Genomic DNA, 13572 nt, shown 5'->3' on the forward strand with positions numbered 1-13572 from the left:
TTAGCATGAGTAGTTTTACAGGCAAAGCCGAAACGGATGATAACCACCTACTGAAGTAGGTGGTTTAGGGCTGAAAATAAAAAGCGCCTTTCGGCGCTATTAATTATACATCCCTTACCCAAACGTCTTTGACGTCTTTCTTAAGAAGGTCAATCACACTCTGGTGAATAAAAACTAATCCAAAGTCTTCTTCTAGTTTAAATATTAATCGTTCTTCTAAGGGAATATTTTCTAATTTAGAGAAATCAAACTCCGTTGACTTGATGTCTAACCAGTTTAACTTGCCGTATTGTTTTTCTTTGTCCGTCAATTTATAAGTTTGATGGATGTAAGGCATTCGATAATCTTCGTAAACTTTAATTTGATCATCTGTTGGTTGGCTTGGAGAACAATCGACACGAGCGTCTAACCACTCTACTCCGTGTACGACCAGTTTCTCCACTTTTGACGCAATATCGCTGATGATAAATAACTTTGGAGAAAAGGTCATTTCAAGCAGTAAATCAGGCTCAACTGGCACTATTGGCTTAGGGCTTTGCTGGAATGGGAAGTCAGTCAAAGATTGTTTAGATAAAACTATGTAGTTAGTCATTATTATATTTACCTACTTACACTAGACTCGGGGCGTCTCTTCGGATGTATCAAATGAAAAGGCAACGATACTAGTGTTTATTTTACCCTCCTCATCTAAACGGACAAGCGCTTCAAACAACTCGATTGAGAAGAACGTTTTTGTCATTCCGACAGGTTTAAAAACATGCCTCTTGCTATCCGGAAGTTCCTTGATCTTTTCATCAGATAAGTAAAAACGAGTAGTTACGTCAGTCACTTTTATGCTTTTATCATAATCAACGACATCTACTAAGTTATCTACTGCTATTATGTAGCGCTCAGTTAACACTCCGTCTCCGGAACAGGTTAATTTTGCGGGATAAACTTCAACACCGTATGGGTCGAAACTCATAATTAGTTCAGCAATAGGCTTAGTGACATTAAAAGCACCGCCTCTGATTAAATCTAACGCTTCCATTTCATAGATATCATCATCTTTCCACACAATCTCACTTATACAAGAAGTGGGAGTGAAATCATTATCATCATAGAAAGACGACCGACTATCAACGGCTGTAAATAATGATTCACCCTCGTTAAAGTCTTCATTTATGTATGCTATTTCCATCTCAAACCTATAATTTACTAGCAACCTTTAGATAATTGAACTTAAGGGCTTTCTTATAAAAAAGTCCACTCCATATTTCTTCTATCTCCGGCCAAGTTGTATTTTTGTGTGTTCTTTGCTGACAATCTGAGCTTCTACAACCATTTCCTTTTGGAGAAAAGTCACCTCCTGTATTGTGAAGCAATATCGTAAATTCACTTATCATGTCACAAATTCTTTCCGAAAGATCATTCAGTTCTTTTCGATATACAGGAGGTGGCATTTCACAGTGTAGCTTTTCCAACGTCTCTAGCAATTCTTGCTTTACAAACTTATGATAGGCTTTAGAAGGATATGCTTTAATCTTATTTTTGTCTTTGTTCAGCATACTAGCCCTCTTCATTGGATTCCCTCCATTTAACATCGAGGTAGGCTCTGCATTAGAGTACACTTGTTCATCACTCTTAAGATTAAGTTTACTTACTGTATTTCTACCCGTATGACCGCTAGAATGCCAAGGCAATCGATACTTGCACGCAACCTTTTTAGCCGTACCTTTGTCACTGCTGGGAAGTATTACTATATTGTCTAAACTGTTCCAACTGTATTCTTTGTTTCGCATCTGTTCTGTTCGCTGAGTTGATAGCTTTTCGAACAAATTAAAGCTAATCAGATGATGTCCAGTAAGAGGACAATCACATTTTTCAGCTAATATATGATTGGCCTTTAGTAATGCTTCACCAGAAACATGTCGAGAAAAACCGTTATTGCTCATACTCATTTTTTCCTTCCTGGAAGGACACATTTTTTCTTATGTCGTTTATCGGCGATTGCCCGCTTACACACTCTACAACGAACTGTTTTAGTCCCTTTATCCTCATTTGCCTTCGCAGAACTCTTTCCTGACTGTGCAGACTCGCCAGTATTATGTTTTACTTTTGCTGGGTAAGTTTTCTCACTCTTACCTAAAATTCGAGCAAAAAGGTCATCAAACTCGCCCATCGCTTCTTTAAGCTTATCCGGTACCATCTTATCGATGATTTTTACCTCATCCGCTAACTTCAAGAAATACGTACCGAGCTCATCTGCACCCATTCTGTTTGCGTGTGAAGCCAACTCAGTTGCCACTTCAATGCAAGGTTTTAGAACATCGCTAACAATCTGGCTGGTCTGTTTTGCATAATCCATCCAATCTAACGTGCGTAGGAATTTTTCTGGATCGCCTTTACCCATGCCTCTTAAAACAGCAAGCAAAGTATCTTTTGATGTTCCTTTACCGCCTTTTAACGCAACTTTACAAGTGCCTTTGACTGCACTACCAAATGTCGGGACACAACCGATAAGCGTTAATGAAAGAGCTAGCCAGTTTTCCGACTTTTCACGTTCTTCCTCATTCAACAACGTCATAATGTTCGCTGATAAATCGCGGACATCTGCTGCTTGATCGACAACAGGGATCATGGTCAGGGCCGTATTGGCAATAATCTGTTCTACGGAGGCATCATCGTTAAAGTCACCAAGAATGACGCCCCAAACCCAGCTTGCAGCACCAGACATTCTCTTCCACGCATTCTCCCAGAAACCGACTTCTCCACGCTTAGCTTCTTCAATAATTAGCTGCGCGTTTGCACTTGGATCAAAGTTCGGGTTGGTCTTGGTTGGGACATTTGGCATAAAATCACGGCTGTCCTCGCCGTACTCTATGGCAAACTCACCCGGAGCAACACCACCAACCGATGCTTTACCGTTGTTGTCTAATGTTCCTTCAAATACGGCGCCAGATTGATCTGTGAGAGTGTAAGTTGCGCCTTGAACGGGTTCACCGTCTGAGTAAGAGAGGTACAAATCAACCGTATACGTCCCTTCCTGCTCTTCAGTCACAGAAACCGATGGGTTTTGTGCGCCACCCAAACACATAGTGTTAGCTTTGTTCATGGTCATTTGATCGGACAGGCGACATACGCCCTTACCTTCAAACTTAACCGTTGGTGAAGCTGAAATGAATTTTGCTTCGGCTTCTATCGTGCCTGAGGCAACGCCTTTTCTGTCACCGCCCGCATCGCCAGTACTTTTTGAGAACGTACTGCCCTTGATAGCGACACTGTTACCGCCATCCATAGAGACCGTCGTAGTCCCACCTGCAAGGTCTGCTGATTTAGCATTGTTGCCATAAGGGATAGGAACGACTGGCTTGCCGACCTTAGTTAAACAAACATCTGGGAGCGTTGCATTCGCTTCACCACCTGAGCCTTTATGAACTATCGAAAGTCCATTCGCACCAACTGTTACGCCCATAACCAATCCATTTGAATTTTATTGATTGAATGATAAAAGAGATCGCAAGCTGCAATCTCTCTAAATAACTAGTGAATTTCACTAAAAGACCAGTGATATTCACAATAAGCCTTAAAACTGGCAGAAGATCTCATTTTAGATTTCTGGTTATCTATACATTTCAAGCAGTTGCTGAAATTTTAAGTCTATGACGATGTAGGTTGCCGCATACATAAGTGCAAACGTCATCGCACTAAGACTCAAGGTCAGCTTGGGTGAAATTACCCTTTTTAACGGCTTCTTTAGGTATTTAGCTTTAAGGTTGATTAAAGAAACTTTTTCTTGTTCTGCTAGGCGGTCATCTCGCACTAATCGATAAATGGTGCTGCCGATTTCCGCTAACTTTTCGTTGCCACGCTCTTCACGGCCGTACTTGCCTTGGAAACCAAGTTGAAGCAATAAATAGAGAAACTCTATAACGTGACGGTATTTGCGAGGGTCGGCTTTTAAGCGGTCGAGAATAACGAAAAACTTGTCACCACCAGATGTTTCGTTATGGAATTCAGACAGTAAGCTGTTTTGGCTCCAGTGACTATTTGCCCCCCACTCTTGTCGACAAACAGATTCATCAATCGCCGCACACAAGCAGTAACGAATAACAAGAACCGAAGCACGATCGAGCTCCATTTCATTAAGTTTTCGTTCGCCTTTTCGAATCTCACGTGCCACTTGTTCACGAAATGGCATCGGGTCATCAAGCCAAGGGATCGAAGACATACAAGACAGACTGGCGATCAACCATGAGAACTGGTCCACTAGCGGGTTAATACCCATGTTGTCGATAGATAGATCTTGTACTGCGATGTTTCTCGATAAGTCAGGCGCTGGCATTACCTCCATTGGTTTGCCAGGCTCTGGTTGGAATAAGACTACGGTGACGTCGGTTTCTGCGTAACTCATAGACGAACGGCCCAAAGTTGCAATGATAAGTTAGCGAAATCGCCCGCAACGTGAATCGCAATCGCAGCAGTGTTCTTCAATGCCATCCACTCTTCGCCCGTTTTATCGAGCTCGAAATAGGTGTAGCCAGCGTGATACGGCAGCGCGCGTGGCACTACTGGCATTGGTTTAATCTCAATCCCAGGCAGTTGAAGGTTAATCAAGTCACGTATGTTATCGATAGAACCGATCTTCGTTTGGCTGACAAACTGGGTATGCAGGACATCCAAGGTCACGTCGGCTTTAACTGCGAGGATAAAGGTTGTCGTATCAATGATCTTATTGTCAGGGATTGCTGCCGTTCTGATGCCATAGTTCTGATCTTTTAAGGTCAGTGGAATTGCTCTTTGTTCAGACATCACGCTCAATGTCATTTTCGCACTGTCTAGGACGCGAGAAAGACAGCTAGTAAGATCACCATGATTGTACTTAGTAAACTCAATAGGTCGGCGTGTCGTTGAACACAGCGTCGAAAGCTCACCTTCTGCCTGAAGAAGAATTCGATACAAAGACTCAGGATGCACAGCTTCTGTGCTTGCGAAATGCCAAAACAAGGGTTCGTATCGGTTGAGCGCTTGCAATAGCATAAAGTCAGAAACCGATGATACGCCTTGTTGATCCACCACCCCTAATCGCTGGACTATCGATTCCGCGCGATGCTTCAACATAGAAGCAAACTCGGTCGCAAATTTACTCAGTACTGTCGACGCATGAATATCGATACAGGTAGGAATGAAACTATCATCTAAGATCACGCTGCCATCAGGCTTCACTTCTGAGATCTTTAAGATCGGAATAGACGTGTAAGCACTCTTATCTTCATGATCGTACATTAAGCAAAAGTTAAGCTTACCGACGACGATATTTGCCATGTCTTCCGAATCATAACAAGCGTCAACCGCTTCTTGAGATTCCATCGTATAGCGCGCACCGTCTTTTTTGGTACCAAACAACTCAGAACGTTCCGATGGTAACGGACAGCACAAATAAACGACTTTATCGGCAATCGAAGGATCTACATCTTTCACTTCAGGCAGCTCAGCAAGCAACGGAAGCTCAAATGGTGTCCGGTCTTGTAAAATACCTTCAGCACGAGTAATACCGATTTTACCCAGTGCTAGTAACTGAGAGTTGATTTCTAAACGTTTAATTCCCCAATGCAAAGGCGATGCATTGGCACTCAGTAGGCTCGATAGTTTACTTTGCGAACGATCGAGTTGTTGAAAATGCTGCGGCTTCATGAACATTCCATCTTGCCAAACAACTGGATTGTATAAAGACATGTTTCTATCCCTTAAAAGTAAACCTGTTCAATGCCGCGAGTGTTATCAGAAATTAACTCACTGCCCTCTAACTTGAGCTTGATGTAGTACTCGCTCTTCTCTTCAATAACTTCCACTTTTCGCCATGACGAACCATCAATATCACGAAAAGCCACTGAAAAACCGACGGCACGAGTGTCAGGGTCTAGCGTTAGCATTTCATGAACTTTTCCACCTGGCTGTATTTGATATTCGTAACGTTTGATGTACTCATCACCCAACGACGCTTTATCGCTCTCAAACAAGGCAAAGAAATCTAAGCTTCGGAACAATACTGGCGAACTTAATTCGTGAAGACGAAGAATAACTGGAGATGACTGGCCCCCATTTCTCACATTGAGTACAGGTGATGCCTCAATAACCAATTCAATCGACGAAGTTTCTGGTGTGATACCAGTGGACTCTTTAAATTGATCCCACATGGAACAACCGGACAACATGGCAAATCCGAGTAATACGGCGATACTACGCATGGTTTCCCTTAATCACTTTGTTATAGTTTTTCTTAATCAGCCCTTTTAAGGATGTTTCATTAAGCAGGCGACGATTATTAGTGTAGAAATCTAGGTATTCGGCCCACAGCTTTGACTTAGTTGAGAACAAAGACTGGCTAGCGACCCTGTTAGCAAATGCTACGGGATCGTTCGTTTCTGACTGTTCTAAAACGAGCTCATTCAGTGCTTTGTTAAACATAACTTGGTGATCGTTCAGCTCATCGAGCATTTGTTCAACCAGTTCATTTGGAGCCAGTAATTGCTGACTATTCAAAGTGAGCATTAGCTCTGCAATGTTCGAGTTAGCCTCACTCGCACTCTGCTCATCTTTTAACGATTCCACTTCGTGCAACTCTTTCTGTAGGTTATCAATACATAAACGCAAGCAAGTGCCCATTTGCTTGAATAACTGCGCCTCGTTTGTCATCAACTCTGGATTTCGAATACCCAAACCATCAAAAAACGCTTGCGCTATATCTTGAGAGCAAACGGCCGCATCAGCATCGACTTGTGCTTTCGTCGTAGTGTTTATCGCATGCTCTGCCGTAGGTATTTGAAGTTGCTGATTAGTGTTAGGAGAAGGCGTAAAAGATTGGGTCATCTCTTCCCATTTTGACCCTGTATTAGCCTGTTCTACGACCATCTCAGTAACATTATGCGTACGATGTTGTCTTTGAATCGTGCTATCTGGGGCTACCGTGCCAGGTTGCATCACCTCAGCTGAGGCAATATCGGCTCTATGTGCCTTACCGCTTTCTGGCGCTAATGCATCATTGACTGATGCGTTACTCTTGGTTTCCGCAGCCATCCAGTCTTCAGGGATGAGGCTTGGCTGATCGAATTCGGAATATATGCTGAAACTGTCATCGACCACCTGACGCGTGCTTTCCACGGTTCTAGGTTGTTCAGATTCTGTACGCTCATTATCACGAATTAAGTAATCGTCATCTCGCTGCATCGAAAAGTTAAGGTGAGCAACAGGATCATGACAATCAATGTCATCCTGTTTAGTCTCCATAAACAAATCTTCTAAGGCACCGACTTTTTCTTCCTCTTCGACAACCGCATCTCCTAGACTAACCAGAGGATCGCTAGATACACGCTCAGGAGCAATATCAGCGGCGATGTCTAGTGTTGAGGTAACGTGCTCAAGAGAAACACCAATCTCATATTGCCCTAAAGAAATGATGTCGCCATCAACTATCGCAACGGGTTGATTTTTTAGTATTTTATTCCCATTTACCATTGTGCCGTTAGTTGATACGTCACTTATATAGTAGGTATCTCCATACACGCTGAGCAAACAATGAGTGCCCGATATAAAGCGGTTGTGATCGGCTAAAGACACGCTACAGCTTGGGGAACGACCTATCGAACCACCACTTTCAGGCATTTCAATATGCTTTGCACCGGTGTATTCCTCTGGACACTTTGAGATAAATAAAACTAGCTGATTTGAGTACATTTACGAACCTCAAAAGAGCAAAGAAACTGATAGTTCAAGCCCACCAATTCCATCATTTACAACCGGAAGGATATAAGAGGCCTGCGGGATAATTTGTATATGGGCGTCAGGATTACTGCCTAACTTTATAGCAGTACCAAGGGTCACAACCGCACCTAACTCAAACTGGTCGATGTCTTCAACACTCTCATAACGATAGCCCTCTTGGTCTACTTGCCAGCGATTAGAATATTGCGAGTAACCGACAGACAAGCCCCCACCAACGTATGGCGTGAAAACACTCCAAGAAGTCAACGCATATTGAGGAACAACACGAAGTTCATAGTTCGTCGCTTCTTGATATAAGCCGTTTGCTGGCGCTTCAATATCTTCTGCTAGATAGTTTAGCCCTAACCACCAACGCCAACGGTTATTGTTTTCATCAATAGGACGAGTATGAACCAAGCCGAACCTAAGCGTATCCTGCTCACCACTTTTACCTTCATCGTATTTAATGCTATCGATAGTCAACATACTGGTAGAGAGTCCATATCGCTCCCCTTTTGCCATTGCAACAGAAGAAAATAGACACATGGCTGAAATCAGCCCAATTTGACTTGGTTTTAGCATTTCGTCCCTCTAGGAAAACCGATATTCTACTTAGAGGCGAAAGATATCAATTATATTCTCTTTTTCAATAAGCCTAAAAAAACACCTATAATTTAATACATTTCAACTATCAGGTTGGTTGTTTTACCTACAAACAAAAACTAAAGAACCGACTACAGATTAAGTGACGAGACAGTAAATCTTTCTATTTAAATAGAAGTCACAGAATTTGATTGCTAATTGAACAAACCGTAATCTCCGATAACAATTTAGTTACTTTTTAATCAACGTTCTCATCTTCATATATAAGTTTCTTCTTATAAATAGACCTAACTATTGATATTAATATTATGAACAAAGATCACACTAAAAGTAATTTAATTTCTTTTAATGAATTTTTATTATCTAATCCGCTTATTTTGTCTATAGAATTGCGGCAGATGTGCACTGCTTATAATTTAATATAACAGTAGTGAAATCCTATATAACTTAATACTTCTATATGATCAGTTGGAACTTTCCTTATGTTTTTTACCGACTTCGCTCGAAGACCAATCGATGAAAATAACCCAAGCGGCTCTAATCCTAATGGTTCTGAGGATTTTGACGAAATTAAACGTCAAATAAACAACCTGAATAAAGTCACAGGGAGAGTCTCGTGGAAAACGGTTCAAACACTCTCAAAAAAGATCTTGAGTACCCAAGCGAAAGACCTACGTTGTTGCTGTTACTTTACCGTTGCGTCAACCTATAACGACGGCTTAAGAGGCCTTGTTGAAGGGTTAAACTCAATACTTGATGTGTGTGTCGTATATTGGTTCAACGCGTATCCAGAGCATTCAAAGTCAAAGGCACGAATGAGCGCTATTGAATGGATGGTAGAGCATACTGAAAAACGAATTAATAAGCATCGAGCGTTACCAGAAGAGCTTCCATTGATAGAGGCAGCACATCAATTATGCTTGAGGATTGAGGAAGAGCTTCGTCTTCATTACGGTATTGAAGCGCCGTCATTAGGTCGCATTCGCCGTATTTTGAATCAATGGATTGAGCAGATAAAAGAACAACAAATTGCGGCTGAGTTACGCGAGAAAAAACAAGCCAACACTAGCGCTCCTGCAGCAACGCAGAAGGCACCTGAAATTAAAGTGAATGTGTCTCCCTCTCCGGCACCGGTGTCATCACCCAACCTAAATAGCCAAGAGAAAGCATCACCGGCAAAGTCTGGTCGATTTATGATCTACTTCGTTATTGGTTTGATTGTTACTGCGATATGTTCACATTTCATGTACGAGCAACAACGTTATCGAACATTGGAACAAAAAATTAATCAAGCTTCACTTAATGAACTTGTAAATTTGGTCGCCTCGTTAGATTACGAAAATAAAAAATATGCTCAGTCATTGAAAACGCAGGCCATTAATCGTGTCGATATTATGATGAATAACTGGTTTTTAGACTCGGCAAAAGTAAGTAACGTCAGCGAGCTCGATAGCTTGACCAATGAATTAATCGCAATCTATCCGGATTCGTCTTCTGCACAGCAGCTACGTCAAAACTTTTTGACACAGAGCGCCCATTTAGAAGACCAGTTTATGGATGTTTATAAGCGATTCTCAGACGCAAGAACGGTGTTTGCCAACGTAGCTAGACAGAATGTAGATAAGAACTCTGAAAAGGCGTACGAATACAGTAACTCGTTATTCCCGCTTTTAGGTCGTATTGAATACGCTGAAAAGTATTCACAGCAAAAGGAAATTGACCGCGCAACCCTTTTACTGAACATCTACCTATATAAATTGAGTCAGCTACAAGCTGAAAAAACTGACAATAAATAACAATACAATTAAAGAAGTTTTAGGCTTATGTTCAAACAAAAACTGTTTAGAAATCCAGTGGTGATTTCTACTATATTGATGTTTTTAGTGGCTGCAATTATCACCACTATTTATCTGCTTTTTCTTGACGAAATCGATCAACTTTATCTTTGGCTGACTCTTGGTGCTATCGCCATGGTTTACGTCACTTTTCAATTCACATTATGGTTGAAGAAAAAGAACAACGCTAAAGCTCAACATTTGGAAACCGAGGAAGAAGCACTTTCTATGGTTATCCAGCCTCTTCTTGCTAACTCAGGCAAGAAACCAATTTACCTGATGCTTGGTAATAAAGGGTCAGGGCGACGTCAATTTTTATTTAATTCTAGTGCAATCAAACCGATGGATCGCACTAGAACCGCTAAGAATGACTTTTTTGAATGGTACGAATCTGACAGCGCTGTATACATCAAACCAGACCAACGCTTAGTGTTCCAGGAAGTATCAAGCAGTGATGCTTCTTTATGGAATACGTTCATTGAAGAAGTTATTCATCATCGACCTCGAAAGCCATTTTCTGGGTGTCTATTCTTCACCGATTTCGAGTTCATGATCGTCTCTGAGCCAGAGCAAAAAGAGTACACCATTTCGTCGTTATTGGCGCGCTTGAGTACCATCAACTCTAAAACGTCTTCAGCATTGCCAATCTATTTGATTATGTCAAAGCTAGACAAGTTAGATGGCTTTAAAGAATACATGCACTTTAGCTCTCTCAAGACACGTGTTGAGTTCCTCTCTATCCCACTAAAAGAAGCCAAAGGTGTATTTGCAGAGTACTACCGCGATAGCTATCGAAATCTAGTGAGAGTGCTTGAAAGTAATGCGCTAGATGCATCCGCTAATTCAACGGACATTGATGAGAAACAAGCAATACTCGCTTTCCCTAAGCAGTTTGAGCTATGTCAGTCTGAAGTCAGCTATGTGCTTGAGCGTCTATGTGATGTTAACAACGGTGTCTATTCACTAGACATCCGTGAGATTTTCTTTAGTTCGAGTCTGCAAGGCGGTCGCAAGTACAATTTACTTGCAAAAAGTTGTAGTAATTACTTCAACTTACCTATTATCGCGTCAGAGCATACACAGTTAACAGAAACGCCTTATTTCTCTCGCTTTCTGATTGATTCACAAATATTGCCGGAAAGCGACTTTGCGGGCGAAAACAAGACGTATCTTCGTCTAATTCAGAGACAAAGCCGTTTGGCAATACTCGGCTCTATTATCCTGCTTACTGGGGGCAGTTACTTCTTTTTCACGACATTAGACCGTAACTTACATGTGATGAATCAACTCTTGAGTATCGATGACAAATCACAAGTGGAGCAAGATGCAAGATTCAATGAGCTTTTAGCGAAGGCGACGAAAGCAATAGAGCCTTCTTATGGGGCGTGGCTTAAAGGTTCTAAGGCTTTGGATGAAGAGATATTACCACTCAACATTAGCCGTTTGGATCAAAGCACTCGCATCGCATACGAAGCATTACTTAAGGACGTTGCTCAACAGTTGATACCTCTCATTGAGAAAGGTTACCGTCTACAACTGACACAAAATCAAAACACTTTTACACGCGCTTTACCTCTATTGAAGGGGTATCTAATGCTAAACGATCCAACAAAGCGTGATATCCGTTTTTTGCGTCATCAAACTCTCCAAATGATGAACGATTTGAGCAACCAAAGTGACGTCGTCAATCAGGCGATGCGCTATTTGGACGCTTACTTTCGCACGCAGTTTGAGCCAATTGATATCAATATGGATCTTGTTCGCGCAACACGTCGCTCATTGCTAGCAAATTCGAATGTTGATCTCGTTTATGCAGGCATTTTAAACGAAGCAAATTCGATTGATTTAGGAACCCTAGATCTGCAACGAGCTGTGGGTTTTGAGTTTAGCAATGTATTCAACACACCAATCGATAGTGAACGCTTGATCGTAGATAAGATCTATACCTCCACTGGTTTTAGCACTTTTTATCGACCACGCGTGGACCTAATGTCACAACAAGTCATCAGTGACAACTGGGTTTTAGGTCTGTCACAACACGTTATTCCTACTAGTGAAGAACAAGAAGCCTTCAAAGAGGAAGTACGTAAAAAATATACTGACGACTACATCAGTAATTGGCGCAATGCGCTGAGTGAACTAAAAGTCCAAAACTATGACAATGTCGGCGATCTAACGAACGCGATAGACTTAATCTCGGGTCCTTCTTCACCAATGACAACCGTACTGAAGCAGGTCTATGCCAACACACAATTTTCACCCGTTGGTGAAAAAAATGCTCTGATTTCAAAGCTAGACCCGAAACTCGTGGCAGCGGCAGACTCCGCATCAGACGCAGTAGAGGAAGTAGTTAAGCCTGATTACTTGTTAATGAAACGTGTTGAACAAGCTTTTCACTTATTAAACCAACTTCAGGTCAGTGAAACACCAAACTCCCCTACTCCTTGGGATGAGACCGTAGCAGCGTTAAGCCGTGTTCGCACGTATATGAAAGATATTGCTGATGCACCTGACCCGCAAATGGCGGCGCTAGCGGCAGCTCAGCATCGAATGAACAGCAGTGAAGCTGACCCATTAATAAAACTTAAACAGATTGCCCAAAAATCACCGGAACCCGTTCGTAGCTGGTTGTTAGATGTGGTTCAACAAAGCTGGTCAGTCATGATTAAAGAGTCCGCTAAAGGCATTCAAACCCAATGGTACAGCGAGATTTACACCAAGTTTAAAGAGATAGGGCTAGGACGATACCCATTTGATCTAACAGCGACCGAGGAAATCTCAATTGAAGATTTTGAATTACTGTTTGCTTCCGGTGGTTTGTTAGACACATTTATTCAGAAAAATTTTGCACCGTTCTACGATACCAATTTGTGGACGCCAAAACAGGTGGATGGCGAGACGATGCCAATCTCTCCGGCTCTGTTAGTGCAACTGCGTAACTATAACGTTATTCGAGACACATTAATTAATAAAAGCACTAACCGCGTTCATATTCCGTTTAGTGCAAGAGTACTCGATCTTGATTCTAGTGCGATTAGAGCGAGCTTAAAAATTGCAGATACCAATATAAGTTACTACCACGGTCCAAGCCGCATTCGTGAAATGGCATGGCCACCGCAAAATGGTGACTTCAATATTAGTATCACACTCCAGGATGTAACCGATGAAGGCAGACAGCACGTTTTAAATAAGAGTGGTCAATGGGCGATATACAGATTGCTAGGTGACTCGACCTTGACAAACACTCATAACGGCAGCTTTGTCAGTGACATAAAAGTGTCAGGGAGGGACTTGAGCTTACGCATCACTCCGTTGACACAGAAAAACCCATTCACTCTTGCTGAGCTGTATAACTTTACGCTCCCAGAGTCGATTTAATAACAATATAAAAACA

The 13572-nt window shown here is 41.8% G+C and carries 11 protein-coding genes; 2 read left to right on the forward strand and 9 right to left on the reverse strand.

What is annotated here, in order from left to right:
- Positions 1-103: 103 nt before the first annotated feature.
- From R7O03_RS00005 to R7O03_RS00045, 9 genes are all read right to left on the reverse strand, one after another.
- On the reverse strand, positions 104-592 hold the full coding sequence (locus R7O03_RS00005) for a hypothetical protein (RefSeq protein ID WP_085569118.1): 489 nt from the start codon (positions 590-592) through the stop codon (positions 104-106).
- A 21-nt stretch (positions 593-613) separates the two neighbouring features.
- Positions 614-1180 carry an imm11 family protein gene (locus tag R7O03_RS00010; RefSeq protein WP_047008198.1) on the reverse strand — a complete coding sequence of 189 codons (567 nt, stop codon included), beginning with the start codon at positions 1178-1180 and terminating at the stop codon, positions 614-616.
- 7 nt (positions 1181-1187) lie between these two features.
- The gene (locus tag R7O03_RS00015; RefSeq protein WP_033906417.1) at positions 1188-1940 is read right to left on the reverse strand and encodes an AHH domain-containing protein; all 753 of its coding nucleotides are present in this window, start codon (positions 1938-1940) and stop codon (positions 1188-1190) included.
- The gene (locus R7O03_RS00020; protein WP_318131252.1) at positions 1937-3454 is read right to left on the reverse strand and encodes a PAAR-like domain-containing protein; all 1518 of its coding nucleotides are present in this window, start codon (positions 3452-3454) and stop codon (positions 1937-1939) included. Before R7O03_RS00020 ends, R7O03_RS00015 begins: the two co-directional genes overlap by 4 nt.
- Positions 3455-3601: 147 nt before the next feature.
- Positions 3602-4393, reverse strand: coding sequence for a type IVB secretion system protein IcmH/DotU (gene icmH / locus R7O03_RS00025; protein ID WP_005386120.1), 792 nt, complete (start codon positions 4391-4393; stop codon positions 3602-3604).
- Complete coding sequence (gene tssK, locus R7O03_RS00030; RefSeq protein WP_005373357.1) at positions 4390-5715, reverse strand: type VI secretion system baseplate subunit TssK; 1326 nt, start codon at positions 5713-5715, stop codon at positions 4390-4392. The genes icmH and tssK overlap by 4 nt, the downstream gene beginning before the upstream one ends.
- A gap of 11 nt (positions 5716-5726) precedes the next feature.
- On the reverse strand, positions 5727-6227 hold the full coding sequence (tssJ, locus tag R7O03_RS00035) for a type VI secretion system lipoprotein TssJ (protein ID WP_005386118.1): 501 nt from the start codon (positions 6225-6227) through the stop codon (positions 5727-5729).
- Positions 6220-7713 (reverse strand): type VI secretion system-associated FHA domain protein, encoded by a 1494-nt coding sequence (locus R7O03_RS00040; protein ID WP_262634405.1) that lies wholly within the window; start codon positions 7711-7713, stop codon positions 6220-6222. Before R7O03_RS00040 ends, tssJ begins: the two co-directional genes overlap by 8 nt.
- 9 nt (positions 7714-7722) lie before the next feature.
- A complete protein-coding gene (locus R7O03_RS00045) occupies positions 7723-8322 on the reverse strand; it encodes a hypothetical protein (RefSeq protein ID WP_318131253.1) in 600 nt (199 codons plus the stop codon).
- 503 nt (positions 8323-8825) lie between these two features.
- Between R7O03_RS00045 and R7O03_RS00050 the strand changes: the two genes are divergently transcribed.
- Positions 8826-10139 carry a type VI secretion system ImpA family N-terminal domain-containing protein gene (locus R7O03_RS00050; RefSeq protein WP_005386112.1) on the forward strand — a complete coding sequence of 438 codons (1314 nt, stop codon included), beginning with the start codon at positions 8826-8828 and terminating at the stop codon, positions 10137-10139.
- Positions 10140-10166: 27 nt separating this feature from the next.
- Positions 10167-13556, forward strand: coding sequence for a type VI secretion system membrane subunit TssM (gene tssM / locus R7O03_RS00055; RefSeq protein ID WP_318131255.1), 3390 nt, complete (start codon positions 10167-10169; stop codon positions 13554-13556).
- The last annotated feature ends 16 nt before the right edge of the window (positions 13557-13572 follow it).

Origin of the sequence: Vibrio sp. Vb2960, assembly GCF_033337665.1 — a bacterium.
Taxonomy (GTDB): Bacteria; Pseudomonadota; Gammaproteobacteria; order Enterobacterales; family Vibrionaceae; genus Vibrio; species Vibrio alginolyticus.

What these genes read in the sequence shown, in the direction of transcription:
- tssM (WP_318131255.1), top strand. Translation starts at nt 10,167, where the DNA reads ATGTTCAAACAAAAACTGTTTAGAAATCCAGTGGTGATTTCTACTATA.
- R7O03_RS00010 (WP_047008198.1), bottom strand. Translation starts at nt 1,180, where the DNA reads ATGGAAATAGCATACATAAATGAAGACTTTAACGAGGGTGAATCATTA.
- R7O03_RS00015 (WP_033906417.1), bottom strand. Translation starts at nt 1,940, where the DNA reads ATGAGTATGAGCAATAACGGTTTTTCTCGACATGTTTCTGGTGAAGCA.
- tssJ (WP_005386118.1), bottom strand. Translation starts at nt 6,227, where the DNA reads ATGCGTAGTATCGCCGTATTACTCGGATTTGCCATGTTGTCCGGTTGT.
- tssK (WP_005373357.1), bottom strand. Translation starts at nt 5,715, where the DNA reads ATGTCTTTATACAATCCAGTTGTTTGGCAAGATGGAATGTTCATGAAG.
- R7O03_RS00050 (WP_005386112.1), top strand. Translation starts at nt 8,826, where the DNA reads ATGTTTTTTACCGACTTCGCTCGAAGACCAATCGATGAAAATAACCCA.
- R7O03_RS00020 (WP_318131252.1), bottom strand. Translation starts at nt 3,454, where the DNA reads ATGGGCGTAACAGTTGGTGCGAATGGACTTTCGATAGTTCATAAAGGC.
- R7O03_RS00045 (WP_318131253.1), bottom strand. Translation starts at nt 8,322, where the DNA reads ATGCTAAAACCAAGTCAAATTGGGCTGATTTCAGCCATGTGTCTATTT.
- R7O03_RS00005 (WP_085569118.1), bottom strand. Translation starts at nt 592, where the DNA reads ATGACTAACTACATAGTTTTATCTAAACAATCTTTGACTGACTTCCCA.
- icmH (WP_005386120.1), bottom strand. Translation starts at nt 4,393, where the DNA reads ATGAGTTACGCAGAAACCGACGTCACCGTAGTCTTATTCCAACCAGAG.
- R7O03_RS00040 (WP_262634405.1), bottom strand. Translation starts at nt 7,713, where the DNA reads ATGTACTCAAATCAGCTAGTTTTATTTATCTCAAAGTGTCCAGAGGAA.